A 17,870-nucleotide genomic window follows, 5' to 3' on the forward strand; every position below is an offset into this window, starting at 1 on the left:
ATGCATGTGTAAAAAGGATTAGTAAATTATCATTTTTCTGCATGAAACTTTTACATCTCCTGCTGGTCTTTATAGATCTGACGGTATTGACCGGGTGTCATTCCAACGATGGATTTGAATTTGCGTATAAAAGAGGAGGTGTTGGAGTATCCCATTTCTTCGACAATATATTCTATGCTGTGGTTTGAACGGACCAATAGTTCCTTTGTCCTTTCTATTTTTAGGTCATTGATGAATGTAGAAATATTCTGACCTGTTTTTTGTTTATAAAAACGGCTTAGAGTTGTCAAGGATATGTGAAAATACGCAGATATAGAGTTAACACTAAAATCCGAATTACATAAGTGTTCATATATATATTGCTGAATCAGCTCGATTTTATCCTTATCGGAAACGGTATACAGATTCCTGCCAATTTCCAACATGATGGCATAAAGGAGATTGAACAACTCCTCTATTGTTTCGGAATTCATAAAAATAGCTGTCAGTTCGTTGTCAATAATCTGATAATCTGAAATATTCAATTGAAATAACATTCTCCGGATATGGCTGAACATACTGAACAAGTGAATTTTAATGCTGTTGAGTGTATGGCCGCTTGTCTGAATTTTCTCAAATAAATCATAAAAAAGCTGTAACAAAAGAGTATCATCGCAGTCTAGGATGCTTTTTTCCAGACGTATACAATCTATTTCAGGCAAAGGAGCCGGAACCGTGTTTGACGAAGTGGAATCCGAATAAAATGTAATGGTGTCTTTTCCGGTGACAAAGCTATAATTCAATGCCTGAACAGCCTGTTCATATAGAACCGGGATTCGGCTGAAGGATTGATATTCTTCTGACACACCGAGAGTAATATGTTCGCCGAGAGTAATATGTTTGCCCAGGGTATGGCAGATATCCTGATACAGGTTTTCAGCAGTTATCCGGAAGGGAGCCGTGTTATCTTTTGAGTTAAATATCAGAATCATTTGTTTGGTTTCTAAGCTATCCAGAGAAAAATACCGGCAATTTGCGGAATTTTTTTTGCTGAAATATTCGTAGAGAATCGGAATATTTTGTCGTGATTCATTTTTTATAATACATATTGTAAAAAAAGGATATAAATATTGGATATTAATCACACGTGCATCTTCCAGAAATTCCTGTTCTGAAGAGTATTGCTGGTAAAGAAGCTTTACAAGAATGGATCTCCTGATGTTTTCACGGTGCATATTCAGTTTGGTATTTAAGTCACCGATTTTTTCATTCATATGTATAATGGCATGATTAATCTGTACGAGTTCATTTCCTTCCTTCGCCAGATGATCCTGAGGGATAAGGCCACGGATTTCCCGTATAGGAGTATAGTTGGTATTGGCCATATAGCGAACGAGAAAAAGACCGGTGCAGAAGGAGAACAGAAGGATCCCGGCAGAGATTGCAAGGATGGTTATCAGGGGATAATACATAGAGGAAAAAGGGATAAAAATATAAAAATTCAGATCATACGCCGGAAAAGAATAACGGCCGATCAATGTGGTTCCCTGAATGGAAAAAGAAGAGAACTCCGGAAAATCAGACACACTTTGTTTGTACCATTTTAATGTGTTTTCATCTGAAGGATTGCCGAGAGGGAATAATTCACCCGTTATATGATTTTCAAGGATAACGGATCCATTGCTGTTTTTTAGAAGATCAGAGATGGTATGGTATAGATGATAAGAATCAAACGTAAAAAACAGAAAGGTATCAGGGTAATTTTTCTGACCTGTCATATAAAGGAAATTTGTGGAATTAGTTGCCTGATATGGGTAGAGAAGACTGGAAGTATCCATAGATTCCCAAGCCTTGTGAACAAATTGTGAATCTGCAGTATCAAAAAATAGAGAGAGTGTGATCTCTCCGTCGGAGGAAATTACTTTTTCGCTTTGCATATCAATGATACCGATATTTCTGCAATACCCCAGGATATTTTTAAAATTATCTAACTTTCGTATTAACTGGAATTTGGAATAGGAGTCCATGCCTGAACTGATAGTTAAAGGAATGGATTCACTGATTAACGTATTTCGACAGCCGCTTAGCTGTTTTGTATAGTATGTGAGTTCTTTTTCAAGAACGGAGCCGGTATTAGAGGAGAGATTCGCCATATTTTGTATAAGGACATATCCGTTAAAAAAAAGAAGCGTAATGGTGAGGACAGAAGTTGGCAAGAGCATAACAAGCAGAAAATTTTTATAAAAGTTCCGGTAAAGTGAATTGTTCATACGAATTTCCCCTTTAATGAATACTCCAGATTTGTTGAACAGTATAACATGATGCACCGGTGTGTTTCAAGTTTCTGATTGTGAAATGTGCAAAAAAAAACATCTATATGCAGAATTTTTACGGCAATATGCAATATTTTCTTTGAGTTTTCTTTGTGAAAAAAGGGATTATATACATATACAGATGTGTATGTAACAATATGGGTACAAATACAAGAGGGGAGAACATAAAAATGAGAATAAAGAAAAAGTACAAAAGAGTTATGAAGTATTATCAGCTATATTTGCTTTTACTGCCTGCATTGATTTACTTTATTATATTTCGGTATGGCCCAATGTACGGCCTTCAAATAGCCTTCAAAGATTATGTTGCTACAAAAGGCTTTGCAGGAAGTCCTTTTGTAGGGCTGAAACATTTTCAAAGATTCTTTTCTTCGCCGGATTTTTGGATAATATTGAAGAATACAGTTTCGATCAGTGTCGGCAGTATCCTGGTGAATTTTCCGATGGCGATTATTGTAGCGTTACTGTTACATCAGGTGACACATACAAGATATAAAAAGGTGATACAAACCGTTATCTATGCTCCGCATTTTATATCAGTAGTAGTATTGGTCGGTATGCTTACTCTGTTTTTATCACCTACCAGCGGTATTATAAATAAAATTATTGAAACATTTGGAGGTGAGGCGGTTTTTTTCATGGCAGAACCAAGCTGGTTCAAACCGGTTTATATTCTGTCAGCAACCTGGCAAAGTACCGGATGGGGAACCGTAATTTATCTGGCTGCATTGTCAGGAGTATCACCGGAACTGTATGAGGCGGCAGAAATGGATGGGGCAAATAAGTGGCAGAAAATGTGGCACATTGATTTCCCGGGGATTTTACCAACAGCTGTCATTCAACTCATTCTTACGACAGGAAATATTCTTTCCATCGGATATGAGAAAATCTTTTTGATGCAGAATCCGCTGAATCGTATGGCATCTGAAGTAATATCCACATATGAATATAAACAAGGCCTTCAGAATGCACAATATAGCTACTCTGCGGCGATAGGGCTATTTAATGCGGTAATTAATCTGGTGATACTTCTTGCAGTTAATAAATTTGCAAGAAAGGTATCCGATACCTCTTTGTGGTGAGGAGGAGCGTATGAAAAGAAAAAAATTACATATTTCAAGCAATAGGGTTTTCGATTTAGTGAATTATACCCTTTTATTTTTCATGGCTGCAGCAGTACTCTACCCCCTTTATTTTGTTGTAATAGCTTCTTTTAGTGATCCGAATGCTATATATGCGGGTGAGGTGATCTTTCTGCCGAAGAAAGTAAGCTTTGAGGGATATCAGATGCTGTTTGATGAGCAGTTGCTTTGGAGTGGGTATTGGAACACCATACGCTATACGGTTATAGGTACGCTGATTAACGTAGTTCTTACTGTTTGTGCAGCCTATGCATTGTCGAGAAGAAAACTCCCGGGAAGAAAAGGGCTTACCCTGTTTGTTACCTTTACTATGTTCTTCAATGGAGGATTGATCTCTACTTATTTGCTGGTCCAGAAAATGGGAATGATTAACAGTATGTGGGCGGTCATTTTTCCAGTGGCGGTTGGCCCCTGGAATCTGATTGTGGCAAGATCCTTTTTTGAAACAACAGTACCTGAGGAACTGCATGAGGTTGCATGTATTGATGGATGCTCAGAAATCAGGGCATTTATCAGTGTTATTCTTCCGGTATCCAAGGCAATTGTAGCAATAATGGTGTTGTTTTATGCAGTTTCCCACTGGAATTCTTACTTTAATGCAATGCTTTATCTGACAGATGAAGAGTTATATCCTTTGCAGCTGGTGCTTCGGAATCTCCTGATACAGACAGATATGACGGCTATGAGTACATCCGGTGACATGACAAGCCTGGCTCAGCAACAGAGAATCGCAGATCAGATTAAGTATGGCGTAATTATTATTTCAAGTGTACCGGTGTTGGCAATGTATCCATTTGTCCAAAAGTACTTCGCACAGGGTGTGACAATTGGAGCAATCAAAGGATAAAACATGAAGGAGGAAAAGGTATGTTGAAAAGGATTTTAGGTATCACATTGGCAGTGAGCATGGCGGCTTGTTTAGCTGGCTGCGGAAAGACGGAGGGGACAGTTGAAGCAGTACCGGAGCAGTCGGCACAAAGTGCGGACGGCAGGGAAATGATTGGGAATATGTACACCGCCGGTCTGCCTGTAGTGGAAGAGAAGGAAACCTTTCATATTGTGGCTTCTTTTGATTCCAGACAGCAGAAGTTCAATGATATGGATTTTTTTAAAAAGCTGGAAGAGGAAAGCAATATTTATATTGAATGGGAATTTATTGAATCCCAGGATTATGGACAGAAGAAAAATCTGATTTTGGCCAGCGGAGATTATCCGGATGCATTTTTTAATGGCGTTACTGATACAGATCTGAATACCCATGTATCTCAGGGGGTGTTTCTTCCTATTAATGAATACTTGCAGTATGCTCCGAACTTAAGTGCAGTATTTGAAGAACATCCTGATTTTAAGAAGTTATGTACTTATTTTGATGGAAATATCTATTCTATTGGGTATGCAGCAGAAGATCCCTGCCAGTACCAACCGGATGAAATGTATGTGTATAAACCATGGTTGGATAAATTGGGATTAGAGATTCCTGAAACAACGGAAGAGTTTTATCAAATGCTGAAGGCATTCAAAGAACAGGATCCGAATGGGAATGGACTAAAAGATGAGATCCCTTTCTCAGCCACTCCGGGAGGAGCCAGAGGTTTTCACTCCTTGTCGGGTGCTTTTGGGCCTGCCGTATATTTCGGAGATGCCAATAATAAAAACTACGAAAACTTTGTGTATGAAGACGGGGGAAAAATACATTTTGGTGCCAATACCGAGGAATGGAAGAATTTTATCAAGTATTGTAATCAAATGTTTTCGGAAGGATTGTTTGATCAAGAAATTTTTACTCAGGATGCAAAGCAGTATTTTGCGAAAGGAAAGACGGATGAAGTGACATTGGGATGTTTTACACTCTGGAATGCCCCTAATATGGTGGGAGCAGAACGTGCTGCTGATTATGTGGTAATTCCTACGATGGAGGGACCGAATGGGGATAGAAACTGGTGCAATTATCTGACATCAAACGGCACAGTGAGAGGATCTAATTTTGCAATTACCACGGCTTGTGAAAAACCGGAAATTCTGGTGAGATGGCTGGATTTATTTTATGATAAAAAGGTTAGCGCTGAGGCACTTTGGGGTCCTGTAGAAGAGAAAGATGGGATGTATATGTTTGTTCCTTACCCGGAGGGAAGTTCCTTTGATGAATACCGTTACCAGAACAGCCCTGTATTTGGTCCGGGAGCAGTATTTACGGAAGACTTTGAAAATACAGTGGAAATGCCGGAGATGATGGTTGACAAGATGAATGAGATAGAAACGTATTATAATATTTATCCTAAGACAAATATGATGCCGATTTTGAAATTGACAGAAGAAGAAACCGACTGGATGGAGACTACCGGAGCAGATATTATTACGTATGTATATGATAATATGGCAAAATGGATGATGAAGGGCGGTATAGATGAAGAATGGGATGATTATTTGAAACAGTTGGAAAAGCTGGGTGTAGAGAGACACTTAGAGGTTTTGCAGGGAGCTTATGACAGAGACTATGGGGCATAAGCCCCTGGTCCCTGTAAGAAAGGAGAGCATATGAACCTGTTACTAATTACGAGTGATCAGCAGCAGTTATCTACATTGGGTATCTTGAATCCTGAAATTAAGACTCCGAATTTAGATCGTCTGGCCGGGGAAGGAGCTTGTTATACCAGAACCTATTGCCCTAATCCAACATGTACGCCAACCAGGGCGAGCCTTATTACAGGCCAGTATCCCAGTCAGCATGGAGCATGGACACTGGGAACAAAGCTTCCTGAGTCTGTACTTACTATCGGGGATGTACTGCGGGAAAACGGGTATGTATCTGCTCTGGTAGGAAAGGCACATTTTCAACCGCTTGCGTCCACAGATGAATTTCCATCTCTGGAGGCTTACCCAATCTTGCAGGACTTGGAATTCTGGAAGAATTATAAAGATAGGTTCTATGGTTTTGATTCAGTAGAACTGGCGAGAAACCATACGGATGAAGCGCATGTGGGGCAGCATTATGCAATATGGATGGAGGAAAAGGGGCTGAAAGACTGGCGGAGGTATTTCAGGGAGCCTACCGGAACGAAAAAGGGAGAGGACTGCGCCGCCTGGGAGATACCGGAAGAATACCATTATGATGCATGGATTGCAGAGAGAACGAATGCAAGATTAGAAGAATATGCTGCTAAGAATCAACCGTTCTTTCTGTGGGCAAGCTTCTTTGATCCCCATCCGGATTATATTGTACCGGAACCCTGGTTTTCTATGTATCCACCCGAAGAACTTACTATGCCGGATAGTTCCGGTATGGAGTGGGATAGTCTCCCCCCGCATTTCAGAATGACACAGGAAAAAAACTCTGATTTTTCAGAGTACAAAGAGAGCGGGTATGCTATTCACGGGATGAATTACCACTGCCAGGATGAGAAAAAGCTGCGCCAATATAAGAGTGCATACTATGGCATGGTATCCATGATGGATAAATATATTGGAAAAATTTTGAATAAAGTCAGGGAACTCGATCTGGAAGAAGATACATTGGTTGTATTTACATCTGATCACGGACACTTTATCGGAGAACATGGCTTGTGTGCCAAAGGGCCTTTTATGTATGAAGAGCTGCTCCGTGTTCCCTTTTTGATAAAAGGAAAAGGAATTAAGAAGGGCCTTTGTGAATCCATGCAGACACTTGTAGATTTCGCTCCCTCTATTCTGGAAGCAATGGGGATAGCTGTTCCTCGTGTCATGACAGGAATAAGCCAGTATCCGGTTTGGTGCGGACAAAAGAAATTGGTGAGAAATCATATTATTTGTGAGCATCATCATGAGCCAAATAGTATCAACTTGCGTACGTATGTGGATGAGAGATATAAAATTACAATATACCAAGGAAAAGACTATGGAGAGATATATGATTTGAAGAATGATCCGTTAGAGGAACATAATCTCTGGGAAAATGACAGCTTACGCGCAGAGTTGCTGCTGAAATATGCATCTGCTGAACTGGAAAAGGAAGTCAGGTGGATGCCTAGAATAGCACATGCATAATTGTATATCTAGTGGATAAGCAGCGGAAGGGAAACATAAATGATAACGCAAAAAGAAAAAGAGAGACTGAGGCAATTGGCTCATAAACAGTTGGAGTATGCTAATACGGAACAAAATAACCGATTAAAAAAAGAATGGTATCGTCATAGACGTTTTGAAAAAGGAAAACCAATGGTTTTATTGGAGATCGGCGGTTTTCGGGATGAGGTATACCTTCCGAGAATGCAGTGTGAATCCCTTCAGGCCCGTCAAATTGAAAATCGTTTGTTATCCCTTTTTCTCAGACAGGAAATTTATCAGGATGATTCCGTGGTACCAGATTATTTTCCGGTGTACTATGATACCTGGTTTCACTTGTTTGGACATGAAATTAAGAAGGTGAATGCAGAAGACAGTATAGGACATCGTTTTGAGCATGTTATCCGGGATCTGGAAGAAGATTACGGCAAACTTGGAGCATCAACTTATGGTATAGACAGGGAGGGCAGTCAGAAGTTAAAGGATATGGCTGAGGATATTTTAGGGGACATACTGCCGGTCAAATGGACTATGAACTGCCTGCAGGCAGTTCCAACCCAGAAAATTATTCATTTGATGGGACTGGAAAATTTTATATATGCCATGTGTGATTATCCCGATCTGGTAAAAAAAATGATGATGAGGGCCGCTGATGATTATATCTCTTATTTTAATTGGATGAAGGAAGAAAAAATTCTGCTTCCTACTACAGGGGATGAATTATTGAATCAGGGAACTTATTGCTATACGCAGGAGCTTCCTGACAGAATGGAGCGGATTGGTCTGAGTGATGTGTGGGGGTACTTGGATTCCCAGGAATCTTCGTCCATTTCACCTGATATGTACGGAGAGTTTATATTTCCGTCGTATAAGAAAATAGCGGAGGTATTTGGCCTGCTGTCTTATGGTTGTTGTGAACCGGTGCATCCTATTTGGGAAAAGTATGTATCCCGTCTTGATAATCTCAGAAATATATCGATAAGCGCCTGGTGTGATGTAGAGTATATGGGAGAACATCTGCGTGGAAAGAAGATTATCTTCCAGAGAAAGCCCACTGCTAATTTTTTGGCTGTAGATGTGGAACTTCAGGAAGAGGAAGTGCGGAAATATATGAGTCAGACAATTCGGGCTGCCAGAGGCTGCCAACTGGAAATCACACAGAGAGATGTGCTTACAATTCATAAGAATGAGAAAAAGGCGGCCAGGTATATAGAGATTATAAGAGAAGAAATCGAGAAAAACTGGAAAGGATAACTTCTCATTGTATGGAGTCTTTCTGCAGATTTTGACGGCGGAACTCCTGGAGGCTTGTGAAACAACCCTGTGCGGTGGCTATTTCTACATTGAAAGACCAGTATGTCTGTGCTACAATTCAAGTAAGGCAATGAATTCAACACTTCTGAGTATTTTTATCTTTAATGCCGTGCCCTTTCAATGGCCGGTATCTGATGCATAGTATCTTTCTGTGGATACGGGAACATATCTTGGATAGGTATGTGGATGCATGAACTCCTTGCTGACAAAAAATAAGCGGGGAGTAGAAAAGGCGATATCTTTTCCCGTGACCTGGCAATGTACACTTTTACGGAACAATGTGAAGAAATCGCAGGGCTGCATCTGGAATTAGATACTGCCTATGTAAGAAAAGTGGTTGCCCTTATGGACGAGGATTCATCAAGAACTGATCTGCAGGTTGCCAGGATTCTGGTAAGACAGGAATAAGTGCCTTGTTTACACATAAAAAGTAAACGTCAGTACAGCGGCTGCCGGTACGGTTCAGGAGAGCCTTCCATGCGGCGGAACGTGTTATCCTGTAAAAAAATCCTGCCGGGTTTCCGGCAGGATTTTTGTTATATAGTTCCGGCTGATGGGGATTTCCCCATTTCCCCAGGCCGGCTTTTCATACCGCCCGGAGTGCAGTTACAGAAGATGGATACCGTGGCTCTCCGCCTCTGCGGCTATGGCATCCGGCCAGATAGAACACTGTACTTCACCGATATGCGCTTTGCGCAGGAAGAACATACAGATACGGGACTGGCCGATTCCTCCGCCGATGGTGAAAGGAAGTTTCTCTTCTATAATAGCTTTTTGGAAAGGAAGTCCGGCCCTGCCGGAACATCCCGCTTTTTCCAGCTGGGAGAGAAGGGCGTCTTTGTCCACGCGGATCCCCATGGAGGAAAGCTCCAGGGCGATATCCAGAACCGGATAATATACAACGATATCCGCATTCAGCGACCAGTCATCATAGTCCGGCGCGCGGCCGTCATGACGTTCGCCGGATTCCAGGATATCCCCGATCTGCATAATACAGACGGCACCCTTGGCTTTCGCAATATAGTATTCCCTTTCCTTGGGCGTATTGTCCGGGAACATATCCTCCAGCTCCTGGGTAGTTACGAAGAAAATGTCATGAGGAAGGATTTCCTCTATGTAATCGTACTCGATGGACATAAATTTTTCTGTTTTCCGGAGTACCTTGTATACGATGCGTACCACATCCTTCAGCGTATCCAGGGTTCGTTCTTCTTTTGTTATAATTTTTTCCCAATCCCACTGATCCACATAAATGGAATGGATGTTATCCGTAACCTCATCCCTGCGGATAGCGCTCATATCGGTATACAGGCCTTCGCCGGGAACGAAGCCGTATTTCTTCAGTGCATAGCGTTTCCACTTCGCAAGGGACTGCACGATTTCCGCTTCATAATCATTTTGCTCCTTGATGCCGAAAGCAACAGGGCGCTCAATGCCGTTTAAGTTATCATTCAGGCCGGAGGCCGGATCCACAAAAAGAGGTGCGGATACACGCAGCAGATTAAGCCGTTCCGCCAGAAGCTTCTGAAAGAAATCCTTCACTGTCTTGATTCCGATCTGGGTATCGTGAAGGGATAAGGCAGATTGGTAGTTTTTGGGAATAGTTAAGTTTTCCATGTTTTATTCTCCGGTTATACAGACCGGATATACCTCCCGATTTTTATGGCACTAGAATCCTTTCCTATCATAATCCAGCCGGATAGGGATGTCAATTATATCTGTAATGAAAATCTTACGTTTCGTAACCGTTCAGACGGCCCTTTGTGCCCTGCGGCATCCCGTCCAATGCATATCCCGGTTTTCCCCGGGACGGCGGCGCTGCATGGTTCCTTCCAGGAATCAGTCTGTTCGAAGGCCGCAGGTTTCCTGCCGTCCGTCTGTTATTTCCTGCCGTCCGTAAACAGACTGTAGGATGAGATAGCCGGACAAACAATAGCATTTGATGTCAGGAAAATTAAATTATATGAAGCTATAATGATAGTGATTGGTTTGCCTTCGCGGTGAGAGTGGTAGAAATACCCCGATTCCGTGAAGTCTCATCCAGAGCACAAGTACTTGGTGAAATTTTGATGGAGAAGGCTGCTTTCTGTCATGGGTAAAAGATAATTACTAATTATATGCTCTTTAAAGGAGGATAAGTAAAATGGTCTATACGAGCTTAGAACAACGCGCTGCACAGGGGTATCTGGATTTATTCCCACCATTTATTCCGGACGGGCAGGCGCCGGTGAGTGTTTCGGAACAGAAAGAATTTTATGATCGGATGGAAAAATTATACCGGTTGGCATATGGTGAACCGCAGCTTTTCGTACCAACGCTCCATGAGGATGATACGCCCCCGCCGCTTTACAGCGGGGTGTCAGACCCGAAGCGGGAAATACAAAACCACATGAAGAAATTCTGTAAATCGGTGGATTCCATGGTGATGCAAATGTACCTTATGGGAGCAAATAAGGAGTTTAAGTTAGACCGCAGGCAAAAGGTAATTCTCTCAAGGCTGGAGATTGCGGACTTTACGAAGCTTCCCCCCGCGTGGGTGTGGATGGCGGAAAAGGAACACTTAGAACGTTTCCAAACCCCATCACGCTTTGCACATTGCTGCTTTCGGGACGACTATATTTACACGGCTGCTATTTACGAAAAAGCCTTTGGGAACGAAGCTTTTCATAGGCTGATAAGCTGGATGAACGACCGTGGCTACAAGTCATTTGATATTTATGACGCTACCGCCAGCGACTGTAAGTTTTCCCTGACTTATGCAAACCCGGTGTGGAGCAATGAATTTCCCAAAGGCGGATGTGAATACAAAATTAAGCATACAGGCATATCGATGCGATATGAACCATACAGCAGTGAGTCCTGGATTCTCGGCGTATGTATACCGGGCGGCATGAAAGTGTATTTGGAGCATTTTGATGAAATGCCTGCCGGGCTTCAAGGCTTTGTGATATCACGTGTTAAACGCTGTGACGGCTGCCGCTACTGCGTACAGACCGACAAAACCGGGAACCGTCCGTTGGCTAAAATCTCAGTGCAATATGAGGGGAACGCGTACAGTCTGTGCCCCTATTACCCCGGCTACCGTTTTTGGTGGACAAGCATGGACGATACTCTTGCAGATCATATCATCGGACTGCTCGGCTTTATGGACAGGTTTGCGGATAACAAAAAGTAACGTGAAGAGTTAACAATCGGAGGGGTGTATATGCAAGCAATTCGTATTATTGAAATTCCTGATGGCAGAATGGGCAGCATCATTACGCCGCCCGAAGCGGCAAGATCATGGGGTACCATCAAATGGACTATTATATGCCGATAAAAGTGCGTTGCACAAAATAAGGGGTAAGTTAATTGTCAAGCGCTGAAAAATACGATAAACCATACGGTACCTGCCCGCGCCTTGGGGGTGGGATCGTCGGTATCATGAATGCATACGCCGGTATTCATTCCATCTGTTACAAAGCTGCCGTCTATAAAATCAGACGGCAGCTTCTTTCATTGTGGTTCTTATATGTTTAAAACGCAAACTTCTCAGGAGCAAAATGGCCTTCCGCCCTCCGGCAGAGCGGTATCCGTAATAAACGGATAACATAATCCAGCCGGACAGGGCTGTCAATGATATCCATAATGAAAAGCTTGTACTTTTCCCATACTGCCTTATATAATAATGATGTAATTATCGGGTAACATAGCAGTTACATAATAATATTATTTATACTGCGGGCAACGAGCCGGATATATGCGTTTGCAGCGGGATATTTGACTGCGCGGAAAGGGATTGAGATAATAGTCAGGAAAGAGAGGATATTACGGATGGGACAAGGCAGAATATTATTGGTGGAAGATGACGGGAGCCTGATAGACGGTTTGGAGTATTCTCTGAAAAAAGAGGGATTTATGGTGGATATTGCCCGGAGTGTGCAGGATTTCATGCAGATATATGAAAAGGGGGTATATACGCTGCTTATACTGGATGTGACGCTTCCGGATGGAAACGGGTTTGAGATATGCGAAAAGGTGCGGGCGGAATCGGAGGTACCGATATTATTCCTTACCGCTGCGGATGAGGAATTCAATGTGGTGAGGGGGCTGGATATAGGAGGGGATGATTATGTGTCCAAGCCCTTCCGGCTGAATGAGCTTCTTTCCCGGATTCATTCTCTTTTGCGCAGGGCGGGGAAGAGAGGGGCAAAAGAAGAGAAGGAGGAGGGAAAGCTTATATCCGGGAAGGTATCGGTGGATCTGCATGCGAACAGAGCCTGGCTGGAAGAACAGCCTCTTGAGCTTACGGCACAGGAGTACAGGCTGCTTTGTCTGTTTCTTTTGAATCAGGGCGTTATCCTCACAAGAGAACAGATTCTTGACCGGCTGTGGGACGGAAACGGGGATTTTGTGGATGATAATACACTGTCTGTGTATATCAGGAGGCTGCGCAGTAAAATAGAAGCGGATCCTTCTTCCCCTGTCCATCTGGTTACGGTGCGGGGGCTGGGATATCAATGGAAGGAAACCAGGTGAGGCCGGGGAGGGATTCAGGGATGGAAAGCCTGTATAAGGATAAGGATGTTCGTAGGTTTTTAGGCGGAAGCGGCATATTGATGCTCGGTATGATAATAGCCGGAGGGCTTCTTTATTATTTGCATATGGAGGATGTTAAAAAACTGTATCTGCAGCAGCAGGCGGAGGCCGCAGGGGCATTGCTTCAGGCCGGGATGGAGCCTGTACAGGTCGCACGGGTGCTGGGCGGCGATATCCGGGCGGAAATGGCGGAGGAAGGAAGGCAGCTGATGCGCAGTGCCGGTTATGAAGAACCTATATCCATACGGCTGGTGCCTCCTTTGAAGCGGCTGGGGTTATGGTGGGGAATCTGGTTTTTCCTTTTTGCAGCCGTTATAAGTCTGGGGGCGGCGGGGATTGCCGGACGGTTTCTGGCAGAAGCGCACAGGAAGCTGCACCGGATGGAACAAAGCGTAAGGCGTTTCATGGAAGGGGATTTTGAGCAGCGTATCCCTGCGGAGGAGGAAGGTGATTTTGCCCTCCTTTCGGCGGCCGTGAATGAGATGGCCTCTTCCCTGAATTCCCATAAGGAAGCGCAGAAAAAGGCAAAAGAATTTATGAAGGACACCATAACCAATATATCCCACCAGCTGAAAACACCGCTTGCCGCGCTGTTTATGTATCAGGAAATTATACAGCAGGAAACAGGAGAAGAGGAGACGGTGAAGAAATTTGCCGCAAAATCCGTGACGGCCCTGGAACGGATGCAGACCCTGGTGCTCAATCTGTTAAAAATAGCCCGTCTGGATGCGGATATGATCGTTTTCCGCAGACAGGAAGTGAAGGTGGGGGAGCTGGTGGAGGATATCCGCGCCGAGCTGGAAACGAGAGCGGAGAAGGAAAGAAAGGAAATCATACTGACAGGCGATGCGGACAGTCATATGGTATGTGACCGGGACTGGATGCAGGAGGCCGTATCCAATCTGGTGAAGAATGCATTGGATCATACGAAGGAGGGACAACGGGTGGAAATCGCCTGGGAGAATACCGCCGTTGGCGTGCGGATACAGGTAACGGACAATGGGAGCGGCATCCATCCCGAGGATCTGTATTCCATATTCCGGCGTTTTTACCGAAGCCGTTTTTCCAATGACCGGGAGGGCGCCGGGCTGGGGCTGCCGCTGACAAAGGCAATTGTGGAAGGACATGGCGGTACCATCGGCGTGGACAGTATTTTGGGGCAGGGAGCTGCTTTCACGATTTTTCTGCCATAGGCTCCGGCGTCGTATGGGATGTAAGGAACCGGCCCGGTAGCTTACAGAACTGTAAGGTGGCAGACATGTGAGAGTAAGCTTTTTCCGATATACTTACTTTCGTAGAAGAAACGCAGGCCTGTGTTTCCCGGCCTCAGAAATTTAATGGGATAAAGGGGAGGGAAACGGGCGGCCAAAGCAAGGGGAAAGAAAGGAAGTATACCATGGAAATATTAAAGGTGGATAATCTGAGCAAGACATATGGAGCCGGAGATGCCAGGGTGGAGGCGCTTAAGACGGTTTCCTTCGCAATGGAAAAAGGAGAATTTGCGGCAGTGGTGGGGGAATCCGGTTCGGGAAAAAGTACCCTGCTGAATCTGGTGGGGGGCCTGGATACACCGGGGGCGGGCAGAGTGCTGCTGGATGGTAAAGATCTGTTTGCAATGAAGGAGAAGGAACGGACGGTATTCCGGAGGAGAAATATAGGGTTTATTTTCCAGGGATTCCACCTGATTCCGGAACTGACGGTGGAGCAGAATCTGGTTTTTCCTGTTTTGCTGGATTATAAGAAACCGGATATGGCATATGTGGAGGAGCTGCTGGGAAGCCTGGGGCTGAAGGAGCGCAGAACACATCTGCCCAGCCAGCTGTCCGGCGGGCAGCAGCAGAGAGTGGCTATCGGCCGGGCGCTGATGAATCATCCGGCCCTGATACTGGCGGATGAGCCTACGGGAAACCTGGATTCCAAAACGAGCAGTGAGGTCATTTCCCTGCTTCACGGGATGTCCCGGAAATACCGGCAAAGTGTATTGATGATTACCCATAATATGAATATTGCGGCGGATGCGGATCGGGTATTCCGGGTGACGGACGGCTGCCTGACGGAAGTGAATTCCGGAAGGGAGGGCAGTGATGAATAGTTATCTGGATTTGGTAAAGGCGTATGCCAAAAGGCATAAGAGCAAAAACCGGATGAGCCTGGTAGTAATTCTTCTGGCAGTGGCCCTGGTTGCCACTATTTTCGGTATGGCGGATATGGAACTGCAGACCCAGCAGATCAGTATGAAAAAGCAATACGGCAACTGGCATATATCCATCCGGGATATTACCGGGGAACAGGCGGAGCTGCTGGCTCTGCGCCCCCAGGCCGCGGTGAGCGGTTATGTGGGCAGCACCGGCGGATCCACGGGCTATCTTTTGGATGGAAAAGCCGCCAATATTATGGGGGCGCAGGAAGACATTGCCGGGGCGCTTGGGATCCGGCTGACGGAAGGAAGCTACCCGCAGGGAGACGGGGAAGCGCTGCTTACCGCCACGATGGCCCGTACATTGGGAATTGGGGTGGGTGACGGCATAGAAGTATCAGGGCCGGACGGACGGGTGATCCCTTTGACAATTACAGCCATAGCGGAGGATACCGCCGCCGTACTGAAATCGGATCAGGCAGGCATTGTTATGACAACCCATGGATTTTACAATACCTTTCCGCCGGAGGATTATGCGGATCGTTTTTATATGCAGTTTAAACCTTTTACCGATATTCAGGGGGAAAAAGAGAAAATAGAGGAAAATCTTGGGATTTCCCCGGAGCAAATCCAGGATAACAGCTATCTGCTGGCAGCCATGGGGCAAAGCGGGGATCCATACTTTATGGCAATGTATGGAACGGCCGCCATACTTTTTCTGTTCGTGCTTATTGCCGCGATTCTTATGATCAGCAGCAGCTTCCAGACCGGTGTGTCGGAAAGGATCCGCTTTTTTGGGATGCTTCGATGCCTGGGAGCTTCCCGTAAGCAAATAAGACGGTTTGTCATCCGGGAAGGGCTGACCTATTGCAGAAAAGCAATACCCGCCGGCCTCGCCGCCGGTATCCTGGTCATATGGGGACTTTGCGGTCTGCTGCGCAGCCTGAATCCGGAATATTTTGCAGATATGCCCGTATTTGGAATAAGCATTCCCGGCATTGCGGCCGGTGCGGCAGTAGGGCTTGTATCCTGCCTTCTGGCTTCTTTGTCACCAGCCAAAAAGGCGGCGGCTGTTTCCCCGCTCACGGCGGTAAGCGGCAACGCGGAAAATAATGGAAAAATCAAAAACACCCATATGCTGGGCAGAGGAAAAATTGACGGGACACTGGGAATTTACCATGCGCTTGAAAACCGGAAGAACCTGATTCTGATGGTGGCGTCCTTTGCCTTCAGTATTCTTATGTTTATGAGCTTTTCCGGTCTTATTGATTTTATGAAACATGCCATACGGCCTCTGCAGCCATGGTCCCCGGATATTTCGCTGGTAAGCCCGGATGACAGCGGTTCCATTGACAGCGGGACATATGAAAAATGCAAGCAGCTGCAGGGAGCGGATAAAGTATACGGACGTATGTTTGACTATGCATTTCCCTTCAGCAGGAGCGGCGGGGAAGAACAGGAAACCGCTTACCTGATATCCTATGAACAGTACCAGTTCGGGTGGGCGGAGGATACCCTTCTGGATGGCAGCATAGAAGAGGCGGCGGAGGAGACGGGGAAGGTATTGGCCGTTACCCGGGATGACAGCCCCTGGAAGGTGGGGGAAACGCTTTCCCTGTATCCGGATGGAAAGGGCGGGCAAGCAGAAATTGCCGGCATTTTGGGCAGCAGTCCTTTTGACAGCGCTAATGGGGAACAGATTCTGATTTGTTCGGAAGAAACCTTTCGTGCGATAACCGGGAAGAACGGCTATACCATTGTGGATGTCCAGCTGAAAAGGCGGGGGGGAGAGGATGCGGCATTACAGATGCGGGATTTGGCCCTGGAGCAGGGGCTTACCTTTTCCGATGCCAGAAAGGATAAAGAAGAAACCAGGGCAATACTTTTTTCATTTTCCGTGTTTGTCTATGGTTTCCTGGCAGTGATTCTGCTGATATCGGTTCTGCATATTATCAATAACATTCATATGAGCATAACAAAGAGGATGAACCAGTGCGGTGTGATGCGGGCTATCGGAATGGAGGGAAAGCAGCTTCTTCATATGGTGAGGGCGGAAGCTTTTGTTTATGCCATTCTGGGAGCGGCTTTGGGAATCCTTATGGGACTGCCTGCCCACCGCTTTGTATACGGGCAGCTGATTACCTCCCGCTGGGGGACGTCCTGGCGGTTTCCCATGGGGCAGCTCGTGGTTATAGTGGGAGTCACCTTTGCAGCCACCTTGCTTGCGGTAAGGAGGCCCGCACGGAAAATAAGGGATATGGATATCGTGGATACCATTCATGCATTATAAAGAGATAGGATCCTGAAGGGTGCCTGTGAAGTTTCAGCAAAAAAGTAAAGAAAATGATA

The 17,870-nt window shown here is 45.0% G+C and carries 13 protein-coding genes; 11 read left to right on the forward strand and 2 right to left on the reverse strand.

Annotation, left to right across the window (positions count from 1 at the left end; all coding sequences use genetic code 11):
• Positions 1-50 precede the first annotated feature (50 nt).
• The gene (locus DXA36_RS32965) at positions 51-1,253 is read right to left on the reverse strand and encodes a helix-turn-helix domain-containing protein (RefSeq protein WP_182479103.1); all 1,203 of its coding nucleotides are present in this window, start codon (positions 1,251-1,253) and stop codon (positions 51-53) included.
• A gap of 1,229 nt (positions 1,254-2,482) precedes the next feature.
• Here DXA36_RS32965 and DXA36_RS16045 point away from each other — a divergent pair.
• The 6 genes from DXA36_RS16045 to DXA36_RS32970 all read left to right on the forward strand — a co-directional run bounded on the left by DXA36_RS16045 (position 2,483) and on the right by DXA36_RS32970 (position 9,214).
• The gene (locus tag DXA36_RS16045) at positions 2,483-3,394 is read left to right on the forward strand and encodes an ABC transporter permease (protein ID WP_207666362.1); all 912 of its coding nucleotides are present in this window, start codon (positions 2,483-2,485) and stop codon (positions 3,392-3,394) included.
• A 10-nt stretch (positions 3,395-3,404) separates the two neighbouring features.
• Positions 3,405-4,301, forward strand: coding sequence for a carbohydrate ABC transporter permease (locus tag DXA36_RS16050; RefSeq protein WP_118680538.1), 897 nt, complete (start codon positions 3,405-3,407; stop codon positions 4,299-4,301).
• 20 nt (positions 4,302-4,321) lie between these two features.
• A complete protein-coding gene (locus DXA36_RS16055; protein ID WP_118680539.1) occupies positions 4,322-5,959 on the forward strand; it encodes an extracellular solute-binding protein in 1,638 nt (545 codons plus the stop codon).
• Between the two features lie 30 nt (positions 5,960-5,989).
• On the forward strand, positions 5,990-7,474 hold the full coding sequence (locus DXA36_RS16060; RefSeq protein WP_118680540.1) for a sulfatase family protein: 1,485 nt from the start codon (positions 5,990-5,992) through the stop codon (positions 7,472-7,474).
• A 171-nt stretch (positions 7,475-7,645) separates the two neighbouring features.
• Complete coding sequence (locus DXA36_RS16065) at positions 7,646-8,746, forward strand: hypothetical protein (protein WP_243114673.1); 1,101 nt, start codon at positions 7,646-7,648, stop codon at positions 8,744-8,746.
• A 318-nt stretch (positions 8,747-9,064) separates the two neighbouring features.
• The gene (locus DXA36_RS32970) at positions 9,065-9,214 is read left to right on the forward strand and encodes a hypothetical protein (RefSeq protein ID WP_182479104.1); all 150 of its coding nucleotides are present in this window, start codon (positions 9,065-9,067) and stop codon (positions 9,212-9,214) included.
• 198 nt (positions 9,215-9,412) lie between these two features.
• Here DXA36_RS32970 and asnA read toward each other — a convergent pair whose 3' ends face one another.
• A complete protein-coding gene (asnA, locus tag DXA36_RS16075; RefSeq protein WP_118680543.1) occupies positions 9,413-10,423 on the reverse strand; it encodes an aspartate--ammonia ligase in 1,011 nt (336 codons plus the stop codon).
• A gap of 526 nt (positions 10,424-10,949) precedes the next feature.
• Between asnA and DXA36_RS16085 the strand changes: the two genes are divergently transcribed.
• The 5 genes from DXA36_RS16085 to DXA36_RS16105 all read left to right on the forward strand — a co-directional run bounded on the left by DXA36_RS16085 (position 10,950) and on the right by DXA36_RS16105 (position 17,811).
• On the forward strand, positions 10,950-11,981 hold the full coding sequence (locus DXA36_RS16085) for a hypothetical protein (protein ID WP_118680545.1): 1,032 nt from the start codon (positions 10,950-10,952) through the stop codon (positions 11,979-11,981).
• Positions 11,982-12,619: 638 nt separating this feature from the next.
• On the forward strand, positions 12,620-13,324 hold the full coding sequence (locus tag DXA36_RS16090; RefSeq protein ID WP_118680546.1) for a response regulator transcription factor: 705 nt from the start codon (positions 12,620-12,622) through the stop codon (positions 13,322-13,324).
• A gap of 20 nt (positions 13,325-13,344) precedes the next feature.
• A complete protein-coding gene (locus DXA36_RS16095) occupies positions 13,345-14,577 on the forward strand; it encodes a HAMP domain-containing sensor histidine kinase (protein ID WP_147366608.1) in 1,233 nt (410 codons plus the stop codon).
• A gap of 203 nt (positions 14,578-14,780) precedes the next feature.
• On the forward strand, positions 14,781-15,476 hold the full coding sequence (locus tag DXA36_RS16100) for an ABC transporter ATP-binding protein (protein WP_118680548.1): 696 nt from the start codon (positions 14,781-14,783) through the stop codon (positions 15,474-15,476).
• A complete protein-coding gene (locus DXA36_RS16105) occupies positions 15,469-17,811 on the forward strand; it encodes an ABC transporter permease (protein WP_118680549.1) in 2,343 nt (780 codons plus the stop codon). The genes DXA36_RS16100 and DXA36_RS16105 overlap by 8 nt, the downstream gene beginning before the upstream one ends.
• Positions 17,812-17,870: the final 59 nt, after the last annotated feature.

It is taken from the genome of Eisenbergiella sp. OF01-20 (assembly GCF_003478085.1).
Taxonomy (GTDB): Bacteria; Bacillota; Clostridia; order Lachnospirales; family Lachnospiraceae; genus Eisenbergiella.

Excerpts from the sequence above, each read along its gene's own strand:
- DXA36_RS32965 (WP_182479103.1), bottom strand. The coding sequence starts at position 1,253 with ATGAATGAAAAAATCGGTGACTTAAATACCAAACTGAATATGCACCGT.
- DXA36_RS16045 (WP_207666362.1), top strand. The coding sequence starts at position 2,483 with ATGAGAATAAAGAAAAAGTACAAAAGAGTTATGAAGTATTATCAGCTA.
- DXA36_RS16050 (WP_118680538.1), top strand. The coding sequence starts at position 3,405 with ATGAAAAGAAAAAAATTACATATTTCAAGCAATAGGGTTTTCGATTTA.
- DXA36_RS16055 (WP_118680539.1), top strand. The coding sequence starts at position 4,322 with ATGTTGAAAAGGATTTTAGGTATCACATTGGCAGTGAGCATGGCGGCT.
- DXA36_RS16060 (WP_118680540.1), top strand. The coding sequence starts at position 5,990 with ATGAACCTGTTACTAATTACGAGTGATCAGCAGCAGTTATCTACATTG.
- DXA36_RS16065 (WP_243114673.1), top strand. The coding sequence starts at position 7,646 with ATGGTTTTATTGGAGATCGGCGGTTTTCGGGATGAGGTATACCTTCCG.
- DXA36_RS32970 (WP_182479104.1), top strand. The coding sequence starts at position 9,065 with ATGTACACTTTTACGGAACAATGTGAAGAAATCGCAGGGCTGCATCTG.
- asnA (WP_118680543.1), bottom strand. The coding sequence starts at position 10,423 with ATGGAAAACTTAACTATTCCCAAAAACTACCAATCTGCCTTATCCCTT.
- DXA36_RS16085 (WP_118680545.1), top strand. The coding sequence starts at position 10,950 with ATGGTCTATACGAGCTTAGAACAACGCGCTGCACAGGGGTATCTGGAT.
- DXA36_RS16090 (WP_118680546.1), top strand. The coding sequence starts at position 12,620 with ATGGGACAAGGCAGAATATTATTGGTGGAAGATGACGGGAGCCTGATA.
- DXA36_RS16095 (WP_147366608.1), top strand. The coding sequence starts at position 13,345 with ATGGAAAGCCTGTATAAGGATAAGGATGTTCGTAGGTTTTTAGGCGGA.
- DXA36_RS16100 (WP_118680548.1), top strand. The coding sequence starts at position 14,781 with ATGGAAATATTAAAGGTGGATAATCTGAGCAAGACATATGGAGCCGGA.
- DXA36_RS16105 (WP_118680549.1), top strand. The coding sequence starts at position 15,469 with ATGAATAGTTATCTGGATTTGGTAAAGGCGTATGCCAAAAGGCATAAG.